Annotated in this window: 18 protein-coding genes and 1 pseudogene; 7 read left to right on the top strand and 12 right to left on the bottom strand. The window is 73.5% G+C overall.

Features of this window, described 5'->3' with window-relative positions; translation table 11 throughout:
* The first annotated feature begins 163 nt into the window (after positions 1-163).
* Entirely contained in the window at positions 164-757 is a 594-nt protein-coding gene (locus DOO78_RS01375) for a hypothetical protein (protein ID WP_128079981.1), read from the top strand.
* A 67-nt stretch (positions 758-824) separates the two neighbouring features.
* On the opposite strand, the gene DOO78_RS01370 is transcribed toward DOO78_RS01375, so the two are convergent.
* The 4 genes from DOO78_RS01370 to DOO78_RS01355 all read right to left on the bottom strand — a co-directional run bounded on the left by DOO78_RS01370 (position 825) and on the right by DOO78_RS01355 (position 8219).
* The gene (locus DOO78_RS01370; RefSeq protein WP_111467919.1) at positions 825-2342 is read right to left on the bottom strand and encodes a replicative DNA helicase; all 1518 of its coding nucleotides are present in this window, start codon (positions 2340-2342) and stop codon (positions 825-827) included.
* 302 nt (positions 2343-2644) lie between these two features.
* On the bottom strand, positions 2645-5353 hold the full coding sequence (locus DOO78_RS01365) for an Ig-like domain-containing protein (RefSeq protein ID WP_111467918.1): 2709 nt from the start codon (positions 5351-5353) through the stop codon (positions 2645-2647).
* A 405-nt stretch (positions 5354-5758) separates the two neighbouring features.
* On the bottom strand, positions 5759-6988 hold the full coding sequence (locus DOO78_RS01360) for an SAM-dependent methyltransferase (protein WP_111467917.1): 1230 nt from the start codon (positions 6986-6988) through the stop codon (positions 5759-5761).
* A gap of 76 nt (positions 6989-7064) precedes the next feature.
* On the bottom strand, positions 7065-8219 hold the full coding sequence (locus DOO78_RS01355) for an MFS transporter (RefSeq protein ID WP_111467916.1): 1155 nt from the start codon (positions 8217-8219) through the stop codon (positions 7065-7067).
* A gap of 256 nt (positions 8220-8475) precedes the next feature.
* On the opposite strand from DOO78_RS01355, the pseudogene DOO78_RS01350 reads away from it, so the two are divergent.
* The 3 genes and pseudogenes from DOO78_RS01350 to fdxA form a co-directional block, all read left to right on the top strand.
* Positions 8476-10950: pseudogene (locus DOO78_RS01350) on the top strand (helicase-related protein); the annotation flags it as partial.
* Between the two features lie 736 nt (positions 10951-11686).
* Complete coding sequence (locus DOO78_RS01345; RefSeq protein ID WP_111467914.1) at positions 11687-12004, top strand: RNA-binding S4 domain-containing protein; 318 nt, start codon at positions 11687-11689, stop codon at positions 12002-12004.
* Between the two features lie 95 nt (positions 12005-12099).
* Positions 12100-12432, top strand: coding sequence for a ferredoxin FdxA (gene fdxA / locus DOO78_RS01340; protein ID WP_111467913.1), 333 nt, complete (start codon positions 12100-12102; stop codon positions 12430-12432).
* A 247-nt stretch (positions 12433-12679) separates the two neighbouring features.
* Here the strand turns inward: fdxA and DOO78_RS01335 are convergent, their stop codons facing one another.
* Together DOO78_RS01335 and DOO78_RS01330 are read right to left on the bottom strand one after the other, a co-directional pair.
* Entirely contained in the window at positions 12680-13147 is a 468-nt protein-coding gene (locus tag DOO78_RS01335; RefSeq protein ID WP_165838665.1) for a DNA-binding transcriptional response regulator, read from the bottom strand.
* A 62-nt stretch (positions 13148-13209) separates the two neighbouring features.
* Positions 13210-14367: a sensor histidine kinase gene (locus DOO78_RS01330; RefSeq protein ID WP_165838664.1), complete on the bottom strand. Its 1158-nt coding sequence runs from the start codon at positions 14365-14367 to the stop codon at positions 13210-13212.
* A 189-nt stretch (positions 14368-14556) separates the two neighbouring features.
* Here DOO78_RS01330 and DOO78_RS01325 point away from each other — a divergent pair, with 189 nt between their 5' ends.
* The 3 genes from DOO78_RS01325 to DOO78_RS01315 all read left to right on the top strand — a co-directional run bounded on the left by DOO78_RS01325 (position 14557) and on the right by DOO78_RS01315 (position 19602).
* On the top strand, positions 14557-15696 hold the full coding sequence (locus DOO78_RS01325) for a YbfB/YjiJ family MFS transporter (RefSeq protein WP_165838663.1): 1140 nt from the start codon (positions 14557-14559) through the stop codon (positions 15694-15696).
* A 29-nt stretch (positions 15697-15725) separates the two neighbouring features.
* Positions 15726-17744, top strand: a complete 2019-nt coding sequence (locus tag DOO78_RS01320; RefSeq protein WP_111467909.1) for a DUF4139 domain-containing protein — start codon at positions 15726-15728, stop codon at positions 17742-17744.
* Positions 17745-17907: 163 nt separating this feature from the next.
* A complete protein-coding gene (locus DOO78_RS01315; protein WP_165838662.1) occupies positions 17908-19602 on the top strand; it encodes a peroxidase family protein in 1695 nt (564 codons plus the stop codon).
* A 147-nt stretch (positions 19603-19749) separates the two neighbouring features.
* Here the strand turns inward: DOO78_RS01315 and DOO78_RS01310 are convergent, their stop codons facing one another.
* The 6 genes from DOO78_RS01310 to DOO78_RS01285 form a co-directional block, all read right to left on the bottom strand.
* Complete coding sequence (locus tag DOO78_RS01310) at positions 19750-20760, bottom strand: D-2-hydroxyacid dehydrogenase (RefSeq protein WP_111467907.1); 1011 nt, start codon at positions 20758-20760, stop codon at positions 19750-19752.
* 19 nt (positions 20761-20779) lie between these two features.
* Positions 20780-21556: a class II aldolase/adducin family protein gene (locus tag DOO78_RS01305; protein WP_207802752.1), complete on the bottom strand. Its 777-nt coding sequence runs from the start codon at positions 21554-21556 to the stop codon at positions 20780-20782.
* 28 nt (positions 21557-21584) lie between these two features.
* Positions 21585-22475 carry an amidohydrolase family protein gene (locus DOO78_RS01300; protein ID WP_111467905.1) on the bottom strand — a complete coding sequence of 297 codons (891 nt, stop codon included), beginning with the start codon at positions 22473-22475 and terminating at the stop codon, positions 21585-21587.
* Positions 22476-22490: 15 nt separating this feature from the next.
* Entirely contained in the window at positions 22491-23282 is a 792-nt protein-coding gene (locus DOO78_RS01295) for an enoyl-CoA hydratase/isomerase family protein (protein ID WP_111467904.1), read from the bottom strand.
* Positions 23283-23461: 179 nt separating this feature from the next.
* Entirely contained in the window at positions 23462-23722 is a 261-nt protein-coding gene (locus tag DOO78_RS01290) for a hypothetical protein (protein ID WP_111467903.1), read from the bottom strand.
* A gap of 59 nt (positions 23723-23781) precedes the next feature.
* Positions 23782-25257, bottom strand: coding sequence for a HAMP domain-containing sensor histidine kinase (locus DOO78_RS01285; RefSeq protein ID WP_243634296.1), 1476 nt, complete (start codon positions 25255-25257; stop codon positions 23782-23784).
* Positions 25258-25269: the final 12 nt, after the last annotated feature.

The raw sequence follows: 25269 nt of genomic DNA, 5'->3' as shown, positions 1-25269 counted from the left end.
TGAATTATTCTTCATGTTGCGGTGCAACTGCAACCTGGACAAGGTGTTGCAGCCGCGAGTACCCAATCATACCTCGTATTGCTGCGCGGCACTCTTCGACGTTCCGGATCGAACCCATTCCAATACGGGCTGCCACCCGCGGCAGGCAGGAAGGAATCGAGCCATGGCTCAGCACAGGACCCCGCCCTCCCGACCGGAGACCCGCGCCACCCCATCGCAGGGCCGCCGGCGGGCCGCGGCGCAGGCGAGCGGCGAGCCGGTGCGCCGGGCCGGCCAGGCCGCGGAGGCCATGGCGGACGGTGCGCCGAAGGCGGATGCCGTGGTGGCCGAGGCCGTGCGAACCGTTGTCGAGCAACAGGTGGAGGCGGCCCGCCAGGGTGGCGCGCTGGCGTCCGAGGCCCTGGAGCGCGCCGCCGAGGCCGGCAGCGAGGGCGTCACCATCGCGGCCGCGAGCGGCCGGCAGGCCGCCGAGGCGCTGCGCGAGGGCACGGAGCGGATGACACAGGCCTTGCCGCAGCCCGCCGAGGCGACGGCGGCGCTGCAGGAGATGCCGCGGGCCATCGCCGGCCTCTTCAACGACACGCTGCGCCTGCAGCTTCGGATCGGGCAGGAGCTGCTGCGCCTCGCCGATCCGGTGGGAATGATCGCGGCGCAGCAGCAATTGCTGCGCAGCGGCTTCGATGCCTTCCTGGCCGGGCAGGAGGCCTTCCTGCGCGCGGCGCAGCAGATGACGCTGCCGGGCCGCCCGCGCGACTGACGCCATCCGGCCCCGGCCGCGCGGCACGGGGCCGGCAGGCCCCGTGGGTGGCCTCAATGCGCCTGCCTTAATGCGTTTCCGGCCCATGCACCTGGTCGAGATCGCCGAAGCGGGTGAACTCGCTCTCGAAGAACAGCTTCACCGTGCCGGTCGGGCCGTGCCGCTGCTTGGCGATGATCAGCTCCGCCTTGTTGTGCGCACCCTCCATGTCGGCCTGCCACTTGGTCAGCGCCTCCTCGTATTTGGCGGCGTTGTCGTAGGTGAGTTCCTTCGGCGCGCGCTGCGACAGGTAGTACTCGTCGCGGTAGACGAACATCACCATGTCGGCGTCCTGCTCGATGGAGCCGGATTCGCGCAGGTCGGAAAGCTGCGGCCGCTTGTCCTCGCGCTGCTCCACCTGCCGGGAGAGCTGGGAGAGGGCGATGACCGGCACCGAGAGCTCCTTGGCGATGGCCTTCAGCCCCTGGGTGATCATGGAGATCTCCAGCACCCGGCTCTCGGGCCGGGTCCCCGCCGCGGGGCGCATGAGCTGCAGGTAGTCCACCACCACCAGCTCCAGCCCGCGGGTGCGCTTGAGGCGCCGGCAGCGGGTGCGCAGCGCCGAGATGGTGATGGCCGGCGTGTCGTCGATCACCAGCGGCAGGGTGGCGAGCTCGCGGCTGACCTCGACGAAGCGGTCGAAGTCGCGCTGCGAGATGTCGCCGCGGCGGATGCGGTCGCCCGAGATCCGCGCGCTCTCCGACAGCAGGCGGGTGGCGAGCTGGTCGGCGCTCATCTCGAGGGAGAAGACGGCGACCGTGCCGCGCGGCTGCACGCCCTCCCCCTTCTCCATCGCCTCCCGCACCAGCGCCTGGGCGGCGCCGAAGGCGATCTTGGTGGCGAGCGCCGTCTTGCCCATGGCCGGGCGGCCGGCGATGATCAGCAGGTCGGAGCCGTGCAGCCCGCCGGTCTTGGCATCGAGGTCGCGCAGCCCGCTCGGCAGGCCGGAGACGCCGCCGGGGGTGGAGAAGGCCTTCTCGGCCAGCAGCACCGCATCGGTCAGCGCCCGCTCGAAGGTGACGAAGCCGCCATCCGAGCCGCCATCCTTCGCCAGGTCGAAGAGCCGCTGCTCGGCGGCCTCGAGCTGCTCCTTGGCGGAAAGCTCGGCCTCCGCCCCGAAGGCGCGGTTCACCACCTCCTCGCCCACATCCACGAGCTGCCGGCGCAGCCAGCAGTCATGCACGATGCGGCCGTATTCGCCGGCATTGATGATGCCGACCATGGCGGAGAGGAGCTGCGCCAGATAGGCCGGGCCGCCAACCTCGTCGAGCAGGCCGGAATGCTCGAATTCCGGCCGCAGGGTCACGACATCGGCGAGCTGCCCGGCCTCGATCCGGCGCTGGATGGCGCGGAAGATGCGGCCATGCACCGGATCGGCGAAATGTTCCGGCGCCAGGAACTCCGAGACCCGCTCATAGGCCTTGTTGTTCGCCAGCAGCGCCCCGAGCAGCGCCTGCTCGGCCTGCAGGTTGGAGGGGGGGATGCGCTGCGAGAGGCCGAGCAGCCCGCCGGTGGGCATGAAGGACGGCTGTTCGAGGGTGTTCATGCGGCGACTCTAGCGCGGGACGCCCCCTGTGGATCGTGGGGATAGCTGTGGATAACGGGGACGGACGCGCGACGCACCCCGCCGTGACGGCGGCGCCACGCCACCCCCGCCCCGGGTCTCCGCCGGATGGATGGCCACATCATGGATGCGGCCGGCCCCGAGGCCCCAGGACCCTTGCCGGCCCCGGCCGCACGGCATCGCGGCCATGCGCCAGGCCGCAGCCCCCCGGCGCGAACCGGGGCGGATGCGGCCCCGCCCCGCCCCGGCACGGGAGGGGCAGGCCGCCCCTCCCCCCCGGCCGCTCAGATCAGCCAGTCGGCCCGGCCATAGATGATATAGGCGGCGCCGTTGTCGGTGCTGCCGTCGCTGTCGTTGTAGGCGGCGCCGACGATCAGGTCGGCATAGCCGTCCTTGTTCACGTCGCCGGCCGCCGAGACGGCGGTGGTGTCGCCGGCATAGTCCTCGGTCGCCTCGCCGAGGAGCTTGAAGCCGAGGGCGGAGGTGCCGTTGGCGAGGTCGGCGAGCTTCACCGCGGCGCCATCCGCCTTGCCGAACACCACATAGGCGGCGCCGCTCTGGGCATGGCCGTTGGTGGTGTTCTGCGGCGCGCCGATGAGGATATCGGCCAGGCCGTCGCCATTCAGGTCCCCGGCCGCCGAGACGGAGTTGCCGGCGGCGTCGTTGCTCTTCTCGCCGATGATCTTGAAGCCGAGCGCGGAGTTGCCGGCGGCGATGTCGGCGAGCTTCACCGCGGCGCCCCCCGCCTTGCCGAACACCACATAGACGCTGCCACTGTCGGTCTTGCCGTTGCCGTCATGGCTGGGCGCGCCGACGATGAGGTCGGCGAGGCCGTCGCCGTTCACGTCGCCCGCGATGGCCACCGAAAGCCCGGCATGATCCTCGGCCAGCTCGCCGATGATCTTGAAGCCGAGGCTGGAGGTGCCGGTCGCCACGTCGTCGAGATCGACCGTGGCGCTGGTGGCCTTGCCGAACACCACATAGGCGGCGCCGTTGTCGGTCTTGCCGTTGCCGTCGTTGTAGTGGGCGCCGATGACGACGTCGGCCTTGCCGTCGCCGTTCACGTCGCCCGCGCCGCCCACCGCGAGGCCGGCCCAGTCGTTGTTCGACTCGCCGAGGATCTTGAAGCCGAGGCTGGAGGTGCCGGTCGCCACGTCGTCGAGATCGACCGTGCTGCCGGTGGCCTTGCCGAACACCACATAGGCGGCGCCGTTGTCGGTGCTGCCGTCGCTGTCGTTCTTGTAGGCGCCGAGGACGATATCGGCCTTGCCGTCGCCGTTCACGTCCCCGGCATTCGCCACCGAGCGGCCGGCATAGTCCAGGTACTTCTCGCCGAGGATCTTGAAGCCGAGGCTGGAGGTGCCGGTGGCGATGCTGTCGAGGTTCACCGTCCCGTGGGTCGGGCCGCCGAAGACCACATAGACGCCGCCATTGCCGGAGGTGCCGTCGCTGTCGTTCAGATGCGAACCGATGATCAGGTCGGCATAGCCGTCATGGTTCACGTCCCCGCCGCCGGCGACGGCGTAGCCGGCGATATCGGTGTTTGCCTCGCCGAGGATCTTGAAGCCGATCGAGGGGTCGGCGGCGATGTCGTCGAGGTCCACCGTGGCGCCGACCGCCTTGCCGTAGACCACATAGGCGGCGCCGTTGTCGGTGGTGCCGTCGCTGTCGTTGTAGGGCGCGCCGATGATGACGTCGGCATAGCCGTCGCCGTTCACGTCGCCGGCCGCCGAGACGGCGCGCCCGGCATTGTCGGCATCCGCCTCGCCGAGGATCTTGAAGCCGCCGGTGCCGCTCGCCACGGTGCTGAGCGAGATGCGCGCCACCGGGTCCTGCACCGCGGCGACCGTGAAGCTGGCGGTGGCCTGGGCGCCGTCGCCATCGGGGTCGAGGACGGTGTAGGTGACGCTGTCCGCGCCGTGGAAATTGGCCTTCGGCGTGTAGACGAAGGCCCCGTTCGCCTGGATGGCGATGCTGCCCCCGGCGGCCGTGGCATAGGTCCCGGCGGCCAGGTGCACCGGCCCGTCGCCGGCGCTGTCATTGGCCAGCAGACCGGCCCCCGCCGCCACCGTCAGCGCCTTGTCCTCGTTGGTGGCGTAGTGCTCGCCCGTCGCGACGACCGGCTCCTGGACATTGGCCACGGCGATGGTGAAGGATCGCGTCAACGACAGCCCGCCCGCATCGGTCGCGGTGATGTCGAGGGCGACCGAGGGCGTGGCCTCGTAGTCGAGCGAGAGGCCGTCCTTCAGCTTCAGCGCCCCCGCCACCACCTCGAAGCGGTTGTCGGAGACGGCGAAGGTGATGTGGTCGCCGACATCCGGGTCGGTCACCGTCAGGGCGCCGATGACCGCGCCGGCGGCATTCTCGGCCACGCTGCCGGCGGCGAGCGCGATATTGGTGGGCGCCTGGTAGACCGGATCGGTGAAGGCGTAATCGCCGGCGCCGAGATGGTTGACGCCGTCCTGCATCTTCACCAGGAGCCAGCCGTCGTTGGCCGGGGCGAGCGGGTCCACCACGCGGTAGTATTGCATCGCCTGGTTCTCGACCAGGCTGTAGGTCCCGTTCGTCGGCACGCGGTCCGCGGCATAGTGGTCGAACACCAGCCTGGCGCCGGTGGAGAAGCCGCTCAGCAGGATCGTGTCCTGCTCGCCGCCGGAGACGCTGCCGGCTCCGGCGAAGTCGATGATGCAGTCCACATTGCCGAGCGGCGTGGCGACGGCGCCCGGATTGGCGACGAGGTCGCCGGCGAGGAACAGGAAGGTGTCGTTGCCGGTCCCGCCCTTCACGCGATCGACGCCCTCGCCGCCGCGGATGGTGTCATCCCCGGCGCCGCCATCGATGGCGTCGTAGCCGGTCCCGCCATCGATGCTGTCGGCGTAGCGCGAGCCGGTGACGCGGTCGTTGCCGTCCTCCGCCTCGTAGCGGATGCCGGCATTGGCGGCGTTGAAGGCGGCGGTGTCGTCGCCCGAGGTGCCGAGGGGCTGTGGAGACATGGGCTGGTCCTCTCTTGGATGCGGTGATGGCGGATGGGGGCCGGAACCGGGCCGGTCCGGCGGTCAGGGGGGATTGGGGGGCGGGACGCGGCGGGTCCTGGGCGTCGTCAGGGCGGCATCGCCGGGGGTCCTGGCCCCCGCAGCCAGATCCCTGGCGCTCCGGATTTTGTTCCGAGTACGGAACAAAAAAGGCCCATAGCGGGTGAAACGGCCATTTCCTCGCGACAACGTTGTTGCAAACAAACCCTTAACAGGAATTTTTCGTAATCAGAAACGATAATTTGGATCATCCGGACGAGGCGCCGGCCCTCGCGGTGCCGATCGCCGCCCGTGAGGGCCATTCCGGATCGATTTCGACACTAATCCAGAAACCGCTTCACCCACCCGGCGCCCTGTCGCGGGCGCTCAGGCGCTCCCCGGGCCGGCCCTCTCCCTGGCCCGTTCCGCCTCGACCATCCAGTCGCGGGTGAGCGGCAGCGCCTCCCGCTCCCGGGTCAGCTGGATCTGCCAGTTCATGTGGTCGCTGCGGCGGAAGGCCAGCTCGCAGAGCGCCAGGTAGAACTCCCACATGCGGCAGAAGCGCTCGTCGTAGAGGGCCTGGATGGTGTCGCGGTTGGCGGCGAAGCGGCGCCGCCATTCCCGCAGCGTGATGGCGTAGTGCAGCCGCAGGATCTCGATATCGGTCGCCCAGAGGCCGGATTGCTCGATCGCCGGCAGCACCTCCGACAGCGCCGGGCAGTAGGAGCCGGGGAAGATGTATTTCAGCACCCAGGCATTGGTCAGGCCCGGGCCGCTCGACCGGCCGATGGCGTGGATCAGCGCCACCCCGTCCGGCGTCAGCGTCTCCCTCACCTGCCGGAAGAAGCGGCGATAGTCGGGCAGCCCGACATGCTCGAACATGCCGACCGAGACCACCCGGTCCACCGGGCGGCGCCAGGTGCGGTAGTCCATCAGCTCGAAGCGCACCCGGTCGGCCAGCCCCTCCGCCTCCGCCCGCGCCCGGGAATAGGCGAGTTGCTCCTCGGAGAGGGTGATGCCGGTGACCCGCGCGCCCCAGTCCCGCGCCAGGGTCAGCGCCATGCCGCCCCAGCCCGAGCCGATGTCGAGCACCTCGAGCCCCGGCCGGTCGAGCTTCAGCTTGGCGGCGATGTGCCGCTTCTTCGCCGCCTGCGCCGCCTCCAGCGTCTCCTCGCCGGTCCGCCAATAGGCGCAGGAATATTGCCGGTCGCGGTCGAGGAAGAGGCTGAACAGCCGCCCGTCCAGGTCGTAGTGATGGGCCACGTTGCGCCGCGCCCGCCGGGCCGGGTTGAACTGCGCCAATTGCCGGTGCAGCGTGCGCGACTGGGTGAGCAACCGCTCGAGGGTCGAGGTTTCCTCGGACCAGACATTGGCCACCAGCAGCTCGAGCAAGGCATACAGGCTGCAGTCGACCGGTTCGAGCGCGCCCTCCATGTAGAGCTCGCCAAGCGCGAGGGCGGGATTGCGCCCCAGCCGGCGCGCCGCCGCCGGGCTCCGCAGGGCCATGCCCGCGGCCGGGGCGGCGTCCGGGCCGTAATGCCGGACCGTTCCATCGGCCGCGTGGACCGTGAGGCGCCCGGTCCGGATCAGGCGGCGCAGAATGAAATCGAGAAGCATGCTCCGAGGCTCCCCCGCCGCGGGCTGCGGCCCCGCCCGGGACCACAGGCTCGCCGGGAGGACAGGCAGGTTGCGGTCATCGACGCGTCAGGACCCTGCGCATCGTCGCACCCTGCGTCGCGGGCGCAAGTCGCCAGGCCAGGGGAAGCGCCAGGGCGCAGAGTCCGGCCATCACCCAGAATCCCTGGCCGCCCAGCGCCGCGTAGAGCGGCCCCGAGGCGAAGGTCAGCAGACCCGAGGCAAGGCCGACGCCGAGCGAGGCATGCAAGGTCTGCGCCGTCGCCGCCTGGGCCGGCGGCAGCCCGGCCAGCACGCGCATCGCCGCCAGGTGCTGCGCCCCGAAGGTCGCGGCGTGCAGCAGCTGCACGGCGGCGAGCGCCGGCAGCCAGGTGGTCTCGGCGGTGACGCTCCAGCGCAGCATCCCGGCCGCGGCCGCGAGCATCGCCAGGCCGGAGGGCCCCAGCCTCTCCACCAGCGGCCGCCCCCAGAGGAAGAGCGCGACCTCGGCCACCACGCCTTCCGCCCAGAGCAGGCCGATGGTCCCGGGCGAGAGGCCGGCCGCCTGCCAGTGCAGCGTCCCGAAGCCGTAATAGAGGGCATGGCTGCCCTGGATCAGGGCCGAGACCGGCAGCAGCCGGCGGAAGCCCGCCGAGGCGAAGGGGGCGCGGAAGCCGCCGCCGTCCCGCCGGCCGGCCCGCAACGCCGGCAGGCCGCGCGCGGCGAGGACGGTGAGCGCCAGGCAGGCCGAGGCCAGCCAGATCACGCTCGTCACGCCGAGCAGCCCGACCGCCTGGCCGGCCGCCACCGCCGCCAGGATGAAGGAGAGCGAGCCGGCCGAGCGCACCCGCCCGTAGTCGAAGCCCCGCTCGCGCGCCGCGCCGAGGCAGAGCGCATCGGTCAGCGGCACGACCGGCGCATTCACCAGCGCATGGAGCAGCGCAACCAGGAGCAGCGCCGCGAAGCCCTCGGCGAGGGCGAAGCCGGTCACGGCGAGGCTCGTCAGCGACGCGGCCAGCATCAGCACGCCGCGGGCATCGCCGGCGCCGTCGGCGCCGCGGCCGACCGCCGGGGCGGCGAGCAGCCGCACCGCCGAGGCGCCGGCCAGCAGCAGGGCGATCTGCTGCGGCGACAGGCCCTGCGCGGCGAGCACCGCCGGCAGGAAGGGCATCAGCACGCCCACCGCGGCGAATTGCGCGGCGAAGAGCAGGGCGAAGCGGAGGGGGACCGACATCGGGCTCAGGCGGCCCGGGGAGGCCGGCCGGGCCGGGGCCGCCGGCCCGCGCGGCCTCCGGCGCCCGGCGGGGGCACGAGCGCCCGCGCACCATCCCTGGCGCCCCCGCCGCCACCGGCCCTGCCAAACGGTCCCCGCGATCCCGGCACCCCTGCCTCCCCTGCGCGCCCTGCCCTATGCGCCCTGCCCTGGCGCCTCCTGACACCCGCCCCTCACGGTTGCAAATCGCGCGCATCCGGCCCATGCATGGGCCCGCATGCCCGACCCCCACACCCCCATGTTCGATGCCCGGGTCAAGGCCGTGTTGGGCCCCACCAACACCGGCAAGACGCATCTGGCCATCACCCGCCTGCTGGCCCACAGCAGCGGCATCATCGGCTTCCCGCTGCGCCTGCTGGCGCGCGAGAATTACGACCGCATGGTCGCCGCCAAGGGCGAGCGCCACGTCGCCCTGATCACGGGGGAGGAGAAGATCGTCCCGCCGGAGGCGAAGTGGTTCGCCTGCACGGTGGAGGCCATGCCGCTCGACCGCCGGGTGGAATTCGTCGCGGTGGACGAGATCCAGCTCTGCGCCGATCCCGATCGCGGCCATGTCTTCACCGACCGGCTGCTGAACGCCCGCGGCATGGTCGAGACCATGTTCATGGGCGCCGAGACCATCCGCCCGCTGCTGCAGCGCCTGGTGCCGCAGGCCGAGATCGAGACCCGGCCGCGCCTCTCCCAGCTCTCCCATGCCGGCCCGGCGAAGCTCACCCGCCTGCCGCCGCGCAGCGCCGTCGTCGCCTTCTCGGCCGCCGAGGTCTATTCGATCGCCGAGGCGATCCGCCGCCGCCGCGGCGGCTGCGCCGTGGTGATGGGGCGTCTCTCGCCGCGCACCCGCAACGCCCAGGTGGCGCTCTACCAGAACCGGGAGGTCGATTTCCTGGTGGCGACGGACGCCATCGGGATGGGGCTGAACATGGATGTCGACCATGTCGCCTTCGCCGCCCTGCAGAAATTCGACGGCCACGCCGCCCGCATGCTGACGGCGCAGGAGGCGGCGCAGATCGCCGGCCGGGCCGGGCGCGGCATGCGCGACGGCACCTTCGGCACCACGGGCGACTGCCCGCCCCTGCCGGAGGAGATCGTCGAGAAGATCGAGAACCACAATTTCGAGACGCTGCAGACGCTGGCCTGGCGCAACGCGGAGCTCGACTTCAGCGGCATCGACGCGCTGCTCGGCAGCCTCTCGGCGCCGCCGCCCCTCCCCGGCCTGGCCCGCGGCCATGACGCGGATGATTTCGTCACCCTCTCCCATCTCGCCCGGGAGGAGGAGGTGCGGCGCCTGGCGCAGGGGCGCAGCCGCGTCCGCCTGCTCTGGGAAGCCTGCCAGGTGCCGGATTTCCGCAAGCTCGCGGACGACACCCATGTCCGGCTCTGCGGCCGCATCTTCCGGCACCTGGCCGAGGACGGCGCCCTGCCGGACGAGTGGGTGGCCGGGCAGATCGCCCAATGCGGCAACACCGAGGGCGACCTCGACACGCTGATGGCGCGGCTCGCCAATATCCGCGTCTGGTCCTACATCGCCGCCCGCGCCGACTGGACCCGCGACGCCGCGAGCGTCCAGGCCGAGGCGCGCCGCGCCGAAGACGCGGTCTCGGATGCCCTGCACGAGCGCCTGACCGCCCGCTTCGTCGACCGCCGGGCGGCGCATCTCATCCGCAGCCTCGACGACACCGAGGAGGATGTGCTCTCCGCCGTGACCCGCCAGGGCGAGGTGGTGGTGGAGGGGCATCCGGTCGGCCGCATCGCCGGCTTCCTCTTCCACCCCGAGGCCGAGGGCGCGACGGAGGAGGAGCGCAAGCTGGTGCTCCGCGCCGCCCGCCGGGCGCTGCGCGAGGAGATGCCGCGCCGGGTCGCCGCGGTGGAGACGGCGAAGGACGAGGTCTTCGCCCTCACCCCCACCCATCGCGTCACCTGGACCAGCCCGGGCGCCGAGCCGGCCGAGATCGCCCGGCTGCGCCCCGGCGCCGAGCCGGGCAAGCCGCAGGTCGAGGTGCTGGCGAGCGAGTTCCTCGACGGCGCCCAGCGCGAGCGGGTGCGGGCGCGGCTGGCGAAATGGGTGGAGGGGCTGGTCGGCAAGGAGTTGGCCATCCTCGCGACCATCGAGACCAAGGCCGAGGCCGAGGGGGCGCTGCGTGGCCCCGCCTACCAGCTCCGCGAGCATCTCGGCCTGGTTCCCGGCAACACCAATGCCTCGGTGGGCCAGGAGCTGCGGCAGAAGCTGAAGGCGATTGGGGTGCGCGCCGGCCGCTTCGCCCTCTTCGTGCCGGAGGCGTTGAAGCCGCGCGCCATGGCGCTGCGCGCCCAGCTCTGGGCGATGTCGCGCAACATCGATACGCCGGCGCTGCCGGCCCCCGGCCTGGTCGCGCTGCATCTGCGCGAGCCGGCGGAGGGCGAGGCGGCCCCGTCCGCGGAGGCGCCGCCGCCCGCCGGCTGGCCGCCCGGCTTCGCCCAGGCCATGGGCTGGCTGCCCGCCGGCTCGGTGCTGCTGCGGCTCGACGTGGCGGAGCGGATCGCGGCCGAGCTCGGCTTCCTGACCCGCCGCGCCCCGGCGCCGCCGCCGCCCGACCTCGCCAGCCGGCTCGGCGTCAAGGCGGATACGCTGGCGCCGGCGCTGACGGCGCTCGGCTTCCGGCTGCTCGAGCCGCCGCCGCTCGCCGAGAACGAGTATGGCCCGCCGATGCCGCTGCGCGTCGCCCAGCCGCGGCCGCAGCACCACCATCCGCATCGCGGCCCGCGGCACGGCCAGGGGGCGCGCCCCGAGGGACGCCCAGAGGGGCGTCCGGAGGGACGTCCCGAGGGGCCGCCGCGGCGGGAAGGCCAGCGCCCGCCCCGGCGCGAGGGCCAAAGGGACGGGCCCCGGGACGGAGCGCGCGATGGGGTGCGGGAAGGCCCGCGCGAGGAGCGCGGCCCGGCGCGGCCGCCGCGCGAGCGGCAGGAGGCGCGGGCCGGCCGGGAGGGGCAGCCGCCCCGCGACCGGCAGGAGCCGCGCGCCTGGCAGGACCGCCCGCCGCGGCGGGACCGCGACCAGCGCCCGCCGCGCGAGGCACGCCCCGCCGCGATGCCGGAGGCGCCGCTGCCGCCGCCGACCAGCGCCGCCATGATCTTCTACGGTCCACCCATCCCGCCCGAGCTGCGCAAGGGTCCGGGTAGGCTGGAGGTCTCGCGCGGCGGCTTCGGCGGCAAGCCCTTCCAGAACCGCGACCGCGGTCCCGGCGGGCCGCCACGTGGCCCACGGCCGGACCGGCGCGAGGAGGATCGCGGCCCGCGGGGGCCGCGCCCGGATCGGGGGGACCGGGCCGAGGCCCTGCCGCGCGGCAAGCCGGCCGAGCCGGCGGGTCCGGATCCGGACTCGCCCTTCGCCGTGCTCGCCCGCCTGAAGCTGCAGCAGAGCTGACCGTCCCGGGGCGGGGAAGGCGCAGGCGGTGGCCGAGGGCGGGGAGGACCGCGACTGGCAACGGCTCGACAAATGGCTCTGGTGCGCGCGGGTCGCCAAGACCCGCGCCGCCTGCAGCCGGATGGTCGAGGCCGGCGGCGTCCGCATCAATCGCCAGCCCACGGACAAGCCGCATGCCCGGCTGCGCCCCGGTGATGTGCTGACGCTCGCGCTCGGCTCGCCGGAGCGCGGCGTGGTGCGGATCTGGCGGGTGCTGGCGCTCGGCGACCGGCGCGGCCCGGCGAGCGAGGCGCGGGGGCTGTTCGAGGATCTCTCCGCGCCATCGCCCCCGTCGCCGCAGGGCTGACCCGCAGCAGGGTGGAGCCCCCGCGCCTTGCCATCCCGGCCACCGCGGTCCATTTCTGCGCCGGCGCATCGCCGGGCGCGAGGGATCAGTCAGCCGTGACCTATGTCGTTCTCGAGAACTGCATCAAGTGCAAGTACATGGACTGCGTGGAAGTCTGTCCGGTGGACTGCTTCTATGTCGGCGAGAACATGCTGGTGATCCACCCGGACGAGTGCATCGATTGCGGCGTGTGCGAGCCGGAATGCCCCGCCGAGGCCATCGTGCCGGACAGCGACGACCGGGCGGTGGAGTATGCCGAGTTGAACCGGACCTATGCGGGGCAATGGCCGAACATCACCCGCAAGGGTGAGCCGCCGGCCGATGCCGATGAGTGGAAGGACAAGCCGGGCAAGCGCGAGCTCTTCAGCGCCGAGCCGGGCACGCCCTGAGGACGGCCGGCGGCGCCTGACGGACGAGGCCCGACGCGGCGCCGCCAGGGACCGGGCCGGGCCCCAGAGCATTTTCCGTTCCCATGCGTCCACGGGAAGCGCCCCAGACTATTGTTTTCAGAGCATCTTCACCCGATCAGGTGAGTCCACCTGATCGGGATCTGCTCTAGCCCTTTGTTTTCAGAGCACCTTCACCCGTTCGCGTGGTTCCGCCCGAACGGGGTCTGCTCCAGCCTCCGGCGCGGCCTCAGGCCCCGGCGGCCCGGTCGACCTCCCGCCGTCCGCCCACCGGCCGCAGCCCCTGCGAGGCCTGCCGCAGCACGTCCCGCACCGCCGGGATCAGCCGGTCGCCATGCTGCGGCTTCTGCAGCCGCACCGTCGGCCAGCCGAGGCCGCGCAGATTGGCCTGCGGCGCATCGGCGTCGTAGCCCGTGACCACCACCACCGGCAGGTTCGGGCATTGCCGCCGCAGGTCCTGGATGATCCCGTAGCCGACGAGCTGCCCGTTGAGGCGCAGATTGACCACCGCCACCGTGATTGCGGCCGCGGAGACCGTCGCCATGCCGGCCGCCGAGCCGACGATGAGCGTATCGAACCCTTCGTTGATCAGAAGGTCTTCCATTTCGAGGGCCAATAGCGCCTCGTCTTCCACGACCAGCGCCAGGGGCGCCCCTGCTTGCACGTCCATCATGCCTCGGTAGAGCGGTGCCGGCATCGCTATGCCAGCAAAAGAATCTGGATGAGCAATGGTTACCGAAGCCTGAGGTCGTGAGGACTTCACCGTGCCGGGAGCGGACGGAACAGAAGGGTGAGCCGCGTCCCGCGCCCGCTGCCCGCCCATATGATGCGCGCCGAGAGCTGCTGCGCCAAGCGGTCCATCAGTCGCATCCCGGTGCCGGCGGAGGGGGCGCCGGACAGGCCGCGGCCGTCGTCCCAGAGGGTCAGCCGCACCTCGCCGCCCCGCGCCGGCTCCAGCCGGAGGCCGATGCTGCCCTCGGTCCCGTCGAAGGCGTGCTTGAGGCTGTTGGCGACGAACTCGTGCGCGATCAGGCCGAGCGGCGCCGCCTGTTCCGGCGGAACGAATTGGGAGCGCATCTCCAGCACGAGGCGGACCTGCCGCTGCCCGTCCTCGTGGAAGCGCAGCAGCGTGCCGGCCAACTCGCTGAGATAGGCGCCGAGATCGACCCGGTCGACATCGCCGGCAAAGTAGAATTTGTCGTGCAGCAGCCGGAGGGCATCGACGCGCTGGCGCACCACCCGGAGCGCCTCCAGCGTCTCCGGCGTGCCGGCGCGGCGCGCCTGCAGCTGCATCAGGCCGATGATGACCTGAAGGTTGTTCTTGACGCGGTGCTGCAACTCGCGGAACAGGCGCTCGACCTCGCTGGTCCTGGCGCGCAACTCGTCGCCGGCGCGCAGCCGCCCGACCGCGGCGGCCAGCATGTTGGCGTAGGATTGCAGGAAGGCGACCTCGTCCTCGGTGAAGCGCCGCGCCTCGCGGCTGTCGACCTCGAGGATGCCATAGGGCCGCTTGCCGTCGGCGCCGGCGACGACGACGTTCACCACCGCGCGCACGCCATGCTCCTGCATGAAGCCGGGCAGGGCGAAGCGGCCATCGGTCGCGCAGTCGGCGGCGACCACCGGCATCTCGGTCTCGAGCAGCAGCGCTTCCAGCGTCCCCGCCTCGGCCCGCAGCGCCAGCGCGCCGATCAGGCCCGGCCGCCAGCCGACACCGGCCCGCATCACCAGGGTGCGGCCGTCGCCCTGCAGCTCCAGCACCTTGGCGAGGCCGGTATCGAGACCCTCGGCGACCAGCCGGCAGGCCTCGTGCAGGATTTCCTCCAGGTCCTCCGATTGCAGCGCCCGCTCCCCGAAACGCGCAAGCGCGGTCTGCTGCGCGAGCAGCCTGGCTTCGCAGCGCTGGGTGGCATCAGACATGCTGCTGAAACAGCGGGTACCGCGTGCCAGTTCCGGAAACATGACGGCGATGGCCCCCCGATCGTGGCAAGGCGCGCGACCGATGGGTGCGCGGAACGGCCCTGGGCCGGCCCCGATCCATGGCGGGAACGACAGGCGGAGGGAGGGTCGGCATTCGGCGGCGGCATCGATCTGCATTAGGGTCGGATCGTGTCCTCCTTCCTTCGCCATGCCCTGGCCGGCGCCGCCGCCACCGCCTCGGGCAACGGCCTCGCCCGCTTCGCCTATGTGCCGCTCTTCCCCGCCATGGTCGGCCAGGGCTGGGTCACCGGCGGCGAGGCGGGAACCCTCGGCGCCGCGGCGCTGCTCGGCTACCTGATCGGCACGCTGCTCGGCCGCGCCGCCGGCCGGCGGCTCGGCGTGCCGGGCACGCTCGATGCCGGCATGGCGCTGATCGTGCTGTCGCTGGCCGCCTGCGCCTGGAATGGCGGCTTTCCCTGGTTCCTCGCCTGGCGGACCCTGGCCGGCGTCGCCGGCGGGCTGCTGATGGCGCTGGCCGGCCCGGCGACCCAGGCCTCGGTGCCGCCGCAGCGGCGCGGCGCGGCCGGCGGCATGGTCATCGCCGGGGTCGGGCTCGGCATCGCCGTCGGCGCGCTGGCCGTGCCGGCGCTGCTGCCGGCCGGGCTGGCCGCCACCTGGCTCGGCCTCGGCGGCCTCGTCCTGCTGCTCTGGGGCTTCGCGCATCCGCGCTGGCCGGACATGGCGATGCGGGGCGTCGCGGCGGAGGCGCCGCCGCGCGCCCGGCTGCTGCTGCTGCTCTACGGGCTGCACGGCGCCGGGATGGTGCCGCCCATGGTCTACCTGGCCGATCTCGCCGCCCGCGGCCGCGGCCTCGGCATCGGCATCGGCGCCCTGCTCTGGCTGGTCTTCGGCCTCGCCGGCATCGCCGGCGGGGTGCTAAGCGGGCGGGTGGCGGACCGCCTCGGCGGCCGGCCGACGCTCCGGCTCTGGCTGCTGGTGCAGGTCCTGGCGCTGGCCCTCGCCCTGCCGCCCTATGCGCCACTGGTGCTGCCGGCGGCGGCGCTGGCGGGCTTCGCCGCGGTCGGCGTCACGGCGGTGACGCTCGGGGTGACGCGGGAGATCGCGGGCGCCCGGGCGACCGGCCTCTGGGTGCAGTGCACGGCGGCCTTCGCGGTGGTGCAGACGGCGGTGGGCTTCGCCCTCGCCGCCCTCTTCGCCGCGACGGGGGAGAGCCACGTGGCGGTCTTCGGCGCCGGGCTCGGCTTCTCGCTCGCCGCCTTCGCCGCCGCGGCGGCGCTGGCCCGGCAGGCCCGGCCGGCGGCGCCATGACGGAAACCACGCTTCGCCAGGAGGCCCGCATGCGCATCACCCTGCTCCTGCCCATCCTCGCCCTGCCCATCCTCCCCTGGCCCATCCTCCTCTGGCCCATCCTCCCCCGGCCCAGCTTCGCGGCCGAGCTGCCGGTGCGGCGCGTCACCCTCTCCAATGCCGGGCTGATGCAGGTCGAGCGCGAGGGCGAGCTGGCGGCCGAGGCCGCCATCACGCTCGACGCCCCGCTCGCGGCGGTGGACGACCTGCTGAAATCCCTGCTGCTGCGCGACCCCGCGGGGCAGGTGCAGGAGGTGCGGCTGGCGGCGCAGGACCTCGCCGCCGAGGCCTTCCGCGGCCTGCCGCTGCGCCCGGAGGATTTCGCCGACCGCGCCAGCCTGATGCGGGCGCTGCGCGGCCAGGCGGTGGTGGCGGGCGAGGCGACCGGCCGGCTGCTCGATGCCGAGGAGGGCGAGGCCGGGCTGCGCGTGACCTTGCTGACGGAGGCGGGGCTGCGCCTGCTGCTGCTGCGCGAGGGCGAGCAGCTCCGCCTCGCCGATCCCGCCCTCGCCGCCCAGCTCGCCCGCGCCACGGAGGCCCTCGCCACCAGCCGCAGCGCCGATATGCGGCGCCTCTCCATCCGCCTCGCGGGCGCCACCGCGCCACGCCGGGTCGGGCTCACCTATGTGACGGCGGCGCCGCTCTGGAAGCCCTCCTGGCGGCTGGTGCTGCCCGAAGGCGGCACGGGCGAGGCGCGGCTGCAGGGCTGGGCGGTGGTGGAGAACCATTCGGGCGCCGACTGGGAGGGCGTGCAGCTCGCCCTGGTCTCCGGCAATCCCGCCGCCTTCGCGCAGCCCCTCTACACGCCGTTGCAGCTGGCGCGGCCGGTGCTGCCGGTGCGCGGCGCGGCCCCGGTCACGGTGGAGCCGGATACCGGCCCGCGGCCGGCGCCGCCTGCCCCGCTGGCCGAGGCGATGGCCGATGCGAAGCGCTTCGAGCGCCGCGCCGCGCCCGCCGCCGCGGCGGCCGCGCCGGTGGCGGCGCTCGCCGAGGCCATGGCGGAGGCCTCGCCGGGGCGCATCGCCTTCACCCTGCCCAACCCCGTCACCATTCGCGGCGGCGAGACGGCCAACCTGCCCTTCCTCGATGCGCGGCTGCCGGCGGAGCGGCTCTGGTGGGTGCAGGACCTCGCGGCGCGGCATCCGCTGAACGCGGTGCGGCTCGGCAATGCCAGCGGCCATGTGCTGCCGGACGGGCTCGCCGCCCTGTATGACGCGGACGGACGCTGGCTCGGCGATGCCGAGCTGCGGGCCGTGGCACCGGCGGAACAGCGGCTCCTCGCCTTCGCCAGCGACCGCGACCTGCAGCTCTCGCGCGCCGAGGCGGGCAGCGAGCAGCCGGTGCGCATCGCCTTCCGGCGCAACCTGGTGGAGGTGGGGCTGGCGCAGCGCGAGGAGGTGGCGCTGGCGGTCGATCCCGGCGGCGCCAGCGGCCGGATGGTGATCGACCTGCCGCGCCGGCCGGGCGCGACGCCGCGCTTCCCCGTCGCGGCCGAGGGCGATTTCGGCCTGCGCACGGAGAGCCTGCTGGAGGGCCGGCCGGTGACGTTGCGCTTCGCCTGGGAGCGGGAGGCGCGGCAGGAGGTGCCGCTCTGGGACCCCGGCCTCGGCGATCCCGGGCTGCTGCCCTGGCGCGGCCTCGATCTCGAGCAGGGGCTGCGCCGCCTGCCCGGCGGCCCCGGCAGCCTGGAGAGCCTGCAGGCCGTGCTGCAACGCCTGCCGGCCGAGGCGCCCGGCCGCGACCAGCTCGCCGGGCTGGTCGCGGCGCTGGCCGAGGCGCGCCGCCTGCTGGAGACGGCGCGCGGCGCCATCCGCGGCGCCGTGCTGGCGGAGGCGGCGCTGGACCGGGCCCGGGCCGCGGTCGAGGACCGCAGCGGCCCAGCGAAGGAGGAGGCGCGGCGGCAGCTCAACGCGGCGAGCCTCGCCGCCGGGCGCGCCGGCAGCGCGGCGGATGCCGCCTGGGAGGCGTGGCAGCGCGCGGCGCAGGCCGTGCGCGCGCGCACGGGCTGAACGCCCGCCGTGCGCCAGCTCACCGGGCGGGTGCCCGCCCGTGCGCGCCGGCATTGCCCGGGCACGAGACGGTTTCCTGGGCATGCATTTCGATTGAGTCCCGGCCAGCCGCCGTGATCGCCTCCGCCCCCGCGGCCCCATGCCGCGCAGGGAGGGTTCGATCATGGCGGAGCCTACGACACCGAGACCCGGTTCCTCGGCCCATGCGGCGACCATCCGCGGCCTCGCGGCCGGCGCGACGCCCGGCCTGCCCTTCGGCCGCTTCGGCCCGATGTTCGACCTGCCGCCCTGCCCCTCGCTGCCCGAGCCGGGGCTGGCGGCGCTGGCGCAGGCGATGGTCAAGCAGGATCCCGGCGCGCCGATCACCGAGCGCGAGCCGGTCGACGAGAATGCGGCGATCCCGGCCGGCTACACCTATTTCGGCCAGTTCGTCGATCACGACATCACCTTCGACCCGACGCCGCTCGGCGCCGCGCAGGTCGATCCGGAGGCGCTCGCCGATTTCCGCTCGCCGGCGCTCGACCTCGACAGCGTCTATGGCCGCGGCCCGGCGGACCAGCCCTATCTCTACGAGCGCGACGGGCTGCGGCTGCGCCTCGGCGCGCAGGTCAATGCCGAGGCGCTGGCGCCGGTCAACACCCGCCTCGACATCCTGCGCCTGCCGGACGGCACGGCGATCCTCGGCGACAAGCGCAACGACGAGAACAAGATCGTCAGCCAGATCCACGGCGCCTTCATCGCCTTCCACAACAAGGTGGTGACGGATGACGCGCTGCTCGATGCCTTCGGCGCCGACCGCTCGACGCCCGAGGCGCGCTTCGCCGCCGCCGCGACCATCCTCCGCTGGCACTACCAATGGGTCGTGGTGCACGACTTCCTGCAGCGGATCTGCTCGCCGGGCATGGTCGCGGAGGTGCTGAACCCGGGCGGCACGCCGCGGCTGCAGCACTACCTGCAGCAGGAGGCGAAATACCCCTACATGCCGCTGGAATTCTCCGGCGCCGCCTATCGCTTCGGGCACTCCATGGTGCGGCCGAGCTACTCGCTGAACAAGGTGGTGCTCGCCCGCAAGGAGGGCGGCGACCCGGCGAAGGAGCGCATCCCGACCTTCAGCCGCGATCCGCGCGGGACGGAGAACCTGAACGGCTTCCCCGGCACCCTGCCGGCCTTCTGGGGCATCGACTGGTCCTTCTTCCTCGACGATGTCGAGGGCGTCGCGGGCGGCGTGCGGGTGGGCGGCAAGCCGGCGGTGCTGCCGCAGCCTTCCTACCGCATCGACGCGCTGCTCGCCGAGCCGCTGCAGGACCTGCCGGAGTTCTTCAACGCGGCGACGCCGCCCGGCAGCCCGGCCTCGATCCTCGGCAACCTCGCCTTCCGCAACCTCAAGCGCGGCCAATTGCTGCGCCTGCCCTCCGGCCAGGCGGTGGCGCAGGCGCTCGGCATCGCGCCGCTGCCGGACGACATCCTCTGGGGCGCCGGCTCCTTCGTGCCGCCGCCGGCGGGCGATGCCGAGATCCGCGACGCATTGGCCAGCACGGCGAAGGCGCGGCGGGCGGTGCGCAGGGACTGGGTGGACCCGCCGGGCGCGCCGCTCCGGAGCCATGCGCCGCTCTGGTACTACGTGCTGCGCGAGGCCGAGTATTACGGCGCCAGCGAGCCGCAGCGCGACGGCGCGGCGATGGGCGGGCAGCATCTCGGCCCGGTGGGCAGCCGGATCGTCGCCGAGACGCTGATCGGCCTGCTCTGGCTCGACCCCACCTCCTTCCTGCACAGCCGGCGCGGCTTCCGGCCGCTGGATGCGGTCACCGGCGGCAAGCCACTGACCCTCGGCCGGATGATCGGCTTCGCGCTGCGTTGAAGCGAGGGCTCATACCCGTCGCACGACGTGCTGGCCTGCGGCCCGCAGGGCCGAGCGCCCGCATGGGCGCCGCGCGTCGCGCCATCAGGCGCGCCTGATGGCGCGGCGGCGCGAAGGCCCAGGCAAGCCGGAGGGTTGCGCCCGGTCTCAGGCCACTGGCCGCGCCAGGTTGGCGAGCGGCGCGCCGGCGAGCCAGCGGCGGAGGTTGTCGCAGAAGATCGCCGCCACCCGCTCCGGCAGCCCATCCGAGGCGGCGGCGCTGTGCGGCGAGACGATGACGTTCGGCAGCGCCCAGAAGGGGCTGTCGGGCAGCAGCGGCTCGGCCTCGAAGACATCGAGGAAGGCGCCGGCGAGCCGGCCCTCCCGCAGCGCCGCGAGCAGCGCCGCCTCCGCCACCACGCCGCCGCGCGAGACATTCACCAGTTGCGCCCCCGGCGGCAGACGGGCGAGCGCCGCCGCGTCGATCAGCCCGCGCGTCGTCGTGGTGAGGGGACAGGCGAGCAGCAGCCAATCGGCCTGCGGCAGCCGGTCCGGCAGATCGGCGAAACCGGCGACGGCGTCGAAGCCAGGCGGCAGGCCGGCCTCCGGGTCGCGCCGGACGCCCACCGCCCGCAGGCCGAAGGCGCGGCAGAGCCGGCCGATCTCCTGCCCGATCGGGCCGGTGCCGATGACGAGGGCGGTCTGCCCCTCGAAGGCGCGCGGCTCGGCGGCGCCGTAGAGCGGCTCCCAGGCCCGGCGGCGCTGCGCCTCCAGCACGCGCGGGAATTGCCGGGCGAGGGCGAGCAGCCCGGCGATCGCGGTCTGCGCCACCGTGGTCGCGCTCGCCCCGGCGCTGTTGGTCAGCAGCAGCCCGCGCCCGAGCATGGCCTGGTAGACCGCCATATCGGTGCCGGCGGAGAAGGTCTGCACCCAGCGCAGGCTCGGCACCGTCTGCAGGAAGTCGGTGAAGCGAAGGAAGCGCGGGTTCAGCCGGTGCCGGGTGCCGCCGAGGAAGAGGTCGCGGGTGACGAAGCCGATCTCCGCCCCGGCCGCCTCCGGCATCGGCCCCTCCGGCGGCACCGGGATCAGCCGGGCGGCCGGCGCCGCGGCGCGGATGCGCGCGCCGTGCCGCGCCGCCGCGACATCCGAGAGCAGGATGCCGGGCGCCGCGCCGGCCATGGCAGCCGTCTCGCCCCGCTCAGTCGCGGTAGCTCGGATCGATGCGGTCGAGCTTGCGCAGCAGCGCCGGCCAGTCGAGCACGCCGAAGGGCCGGCGGACATGCGGCTGGTAGTTCATGTAGGTCTTCTCGACCACCTCGGGCGGCACGGCGACCATCGGGCTGTTGCAGGACATCGCCGCGATCTGCGTCTTGCAGGAGAGCTCGAGGCGATGCAGCGCGTTGAAGGCCTCCGGGATGGTGCGGCCGACCGTCAGCAGGCCGTGGTTGCGCAGGATCATGGCGTTGTTGTCGCCAAGGTCGCGCACCAGCCGCTCCTGCTCCGACAGGTCGAGCACCACGCCGTTGAAGTCGTGGTAGCTGACATGGGCGAAGCGCATGCTGGTCTGGGTGTTCGGCAGCAGCCCGCATTCCAGCGTCGAGACCGCCATCCCCGCCCAGGTATGGGTATGGGCGACGCAGGCGAGGTCGTGCCGCGCCCGGTGGATCGCCGAATGGATGACGAAGCCGGCGCGGTTGACGCCGTATTGCTGCCCGCCGGGGAAGTCCGGCGCCAGCAGCACGTTGCCGTCATAGTCGATCTTCATCAGCGAGGAGGCGGTGATCTCCTCGTAGAGCAGGCCATAGGCGTTGATCAGGAAGGCGTCCTCGCCCGGCACGCGGACGGAGACGTGGTTCGCGATCAGGTCGCTCATCTGGTAGAGGTCGACCAGCCGGTAGCAGGCGGCGAGGTCGACGCGCGCCTGCCACTCCTCCGGGCTCACCTTGTGGCGCAGGGAGGGGACGCGCCAGGTCATTCCATCGAGCATCGGGACTTTCCTTCCGTCAGAAGCCGTAGAGCCTGGCCGGGTTGTCCACCAGCACCGCCCGCAGCATGGCGGCGTCCGGGCACCACTCGGCGAGCTTGTCGGCCAATGCCGCATCCTCGGACATCGGCCGGTCGAAATAGGCGATGTGCGGCCAGTCCGTGCCCCAGACGCAGCGCGCGGCATTCGCCGCCAGCAGCGCCCGGGCATAGGGATCGGCCGCGGACCAGGGCGCCTCGCCGCCGGTGATCCGGTCGGCGCCCGAGATCTTGGTCCAGGCCCGCCCGTCGCGCAGCAACTCGCAGAGCAGGCGGAAGCCGGGATGCTCCGGTGTGTCCTCGCGGGTCGAGATGCGGCCCATATGGTCGATGACGAGCTCCATGCCGTGCCGCTCCAGCGCCGGCAGGGCCTCGGCCAGGTCGCGGGCATGGATCCAGATCTGCAGGTGCCAGCCGCGCTCGCGCAGCCGCGGGCCGAGCGCCTCCAGGCTCTCCAGGCCGACGCCGTTGCGGTAGGTGCGCTCGCCGCCCGCGCCGCGCAGCAGGTTGAGCCGCAGCCCGCGCACCCCGGCCGCGGTCATCGCATCGAGGGTCCGGTCGTCGGTCTCCGGCGGCAGCACGGCGACGCCGCGGAAGCGATCGGGGTGGCGCCGCAGCGCGTCCAGCATCGCCGCGTTGTCGGTCCCCTGGGCGCTCGCCGTGACGATGACGCCGCGCGCGAAGCCGAGCCCGTCGAGATGCGCGAGGAAGGCCTCCACCGGCGCCTCGATCGGCGTGTAGCTGCGGTCGGCCGCCAGCGGGAAGCGGTCATGGGGGCCGAAGACATGCACATGGCTGTCGCAGGCGCCGGGCGGCACGGCGAAGCCCGGGCGCCGGCCGGGGGGCAGGTAGGGCAGGCAGGGGCGGGTCATGGTCGCGGCGCGCCCTCAGCGGCCCTGGAAGGCCGGCTTGCGCTTCTCGGCGAAGGCGGCGGTCGCCTCCCGGTAGTCCTCGGTGCCGCTGACCACGCCGACGCAGCTCGCGGCAAAGGCGAGCGCCTCGGGGAAGCTGCTGGCGGCGCCCTGGCGCACCATGCGCTTCATCAGCCGGATGGCGACCGTCGGGCCGCTGGCCAGGCGCTCGGCCACCGCCATGGTGTGCGGCAGCAACTCGGCATCCGGCAGCACCTTGTTCACCAGGCCGATCCGCTCCGCCTCCGCGGCCGCGACGAAATCGCCGGTCCAGAGCATCTCGAGCGCCTTCGGCGTGCCGATCAGCCGCGGCAGCATCCAGGCGCCGCCATCGCCGGCGACGAAGCCGACCTTGATGTAGCTCTCGGCGAAGCGCGCGCTCTCGGCGGCGAAGCGCAGGTCGCCCATCAGCGCCATGTCCATGCCGGCGCCGGTCGCCGCGCCGTTCACCGCGACGAGATAGGGCTTGTCGAGCTCCAGCACCGTCAGCGGGATGCGGTGGACATGGTCGGTCAGGTATTTCGACCGGTCCCAGGGCCCCTGCCCCGCGGCGGCGTTGCGGGCCATGCGCTTGACGTCGCCGCCCGAGCAGAAGATGCGGCCGGCGCCGGTCAGGACCACGGCGCGGATGGCGGCGTCGGCGATGCATTCGCGCAGCGCCCGCTCCCAGTCGGCCAGCATCTCGAGGGTGAAGGCATTGCCGCTGTCGGGCCGGTTGAGGGTGATGACGGCGACGCCGCCCTGCCTCTCGAACAGCAATTCGCTCACATCGCTTCCCCCGGGACTGCGGCGAGCTTAGGCTTGGCCCGGACCCGCCTCAAGCCGGCCCCGGCCGGGGCGCGTCGCGGCCGCACCGGCTCCCGGACGGCGCGCCGGCCTGTCGTCGGCCAGGCCACCGTCATCCAGCTCCGCCGCGTCCACGAGTGTCCTTGGCGGGAGGCCCGGCCTCAGGGCGTGGCCATCGCCGCCCGCACCGCGCGGCGCAGCTTGGCGATGCCGGTGCGGACATGGCCGCTGCCGCAGAGCCGCTCGCCCTCGGCGGCGAGCGAGCGCGAGGGCTCCTGCTTCGCCGCCGGCAGCCCGGCCAGCCGGGCGACCAGGCTGGTGCAGTACTCGGCCGTGTCGGTGGTCACGCGCGGGCTCGGTTCCGCCGCAGCCGGCAGGACGAGCGACAGCAGCAGCGCGGGCGGGACCAGGACGGAGGACATCGTCGCGGACAGTGCCGCCTGCCTGCTCAAGAAACCGTGGGCATAACATGACGCTTCGGTCATGCCCGCGGCAGCCGCACCACCGCCCGAAGCCCCGGCTGCGGCCGGGCCGGCGCCGCATCCTCCAGCAGGACCTCGCCGCCATGCAGATGCGCGACGGCGCGGACGAGGGAGAGGCCGAGGCCGGAGCCGGGGGTCGCCCGCGCCTTGTCGGCACGGAAGAAGCGCTCGCCGGCATGCGCCCGGTCCTCCGGCGCGAGGCCCGGCCCGTTATCGGCCACCGTCACCTCGATGCCCTCCGGCGTCCGGCGGGCGGCAAGCTGCACGGTGCCGCCGGGCGGGGTGAATTTGATGGCGTTGTCGAGCAGGTTCGCCACCGCCTGCAGCAGCAGGTCGCGGTCGCCCACCAGGTCGAGCCGTTCCGGCAGGTCGGTCAGCATCCGCTGGCCGCGCGCCTCGGCGGTCGCCTCGTAGATCTCGGCGGCATCCGCCAGGACAGGCGCCAGGTCGAAGGGCGCGAAGGCGGCGCGGCGGGCCCCGGCCTCCGCCTCGGCGATGCGCAGCAGCGCCTGGAAGATGCGGCTGATGCCGTCGAGATCGGCGATGCCCTGCTCCACCACGGCCCGCAGCGATTCGCCATCCGCCGAGGTCGCCAGCGCGTCCTCCAGCTTGGCCCGGGCGCGGGCGATCGGCGTGCGCAGGTCGTGCGCGATGGCGTCCGAGACGCCGCGCACCCCCTCCATCAGGGAGGCGATGCGGTCGAGCATGGCGTTCAGCGTCTGGGCCAGCCGGTCGAACTCGTCGCCGCGGCCGGACAGGGTGACACGCGAGGCGAGGTCGCCGCCGGCGATGGCGGCGGTGGTGGCGAAGACCGGTCCCATCCGGGCCTGCAGCGCGTGGCGGATCAGCCAGGCGCCCATCAGGGCGAAGACGAGGACGGCGCCGGAGGCCCAGACCACCCCCTCGGTGAGCAGCCGGCGCAGCTCGCTGCGCTCGGTCTCGTCGCGCCCGACCAGCAGCCGCAGCCCCGGCAGTTCCAGCCGGTGCAGCCGCGCATCCACCGCGAGCCCGTCATGGATCACCCGGGTGCGGAACCAGGGCACGCCATCGGTCTGGCCACGGGGCCAGCCATCGAGGTTGCCGGCGATGCGCCGCGTCCCCTCGGCATCCATGAGGAGGTAGATCGACTCGTTCTCGACATCGACCGCGAGCCGTTCCTCGATCGCCTCGGCCAGCCCCGAGGTGCCGGCCTCGCGCCAGCGTTCGGCCAGCGCGATCGCATCGGCGCGGACCGCCGCATCGGTCTGCCGGTCCAGCGCGCCGGCCGTCGCCCACCACAGCACGGCGACGAGCGCGATCGCGGCGATGGCGAACATGGCGGCGAAGAGGGTGGCGAAGCGGAAGCCGGCGCTCTTCAGCAGCCGCGGCGGCCCGAGGGCGAGGCTCGGCGCGCCCGACAGCCCGGCCGGCTTGCCGCCGCCGCCGAGGCGCCGCGGCAGGGGGAGCCGCCCGGCCGGGAGGGACGGGTCGCTCACCCGCGGGCCCGG

The organism is Roseicella frigidaeris (assembly GCF_003258945.1).
GTDB classification, from domain to species: Bacteria; Pseudomonadota; Alphaproteobacteria; order Acetobacterales; family Acetobacteraceae; genus Paracraurococcus; species Paracraurococcus frigidaeris.
This window is presented reverse-complemented; position numbering and strand designations above follow the sequence as displayed.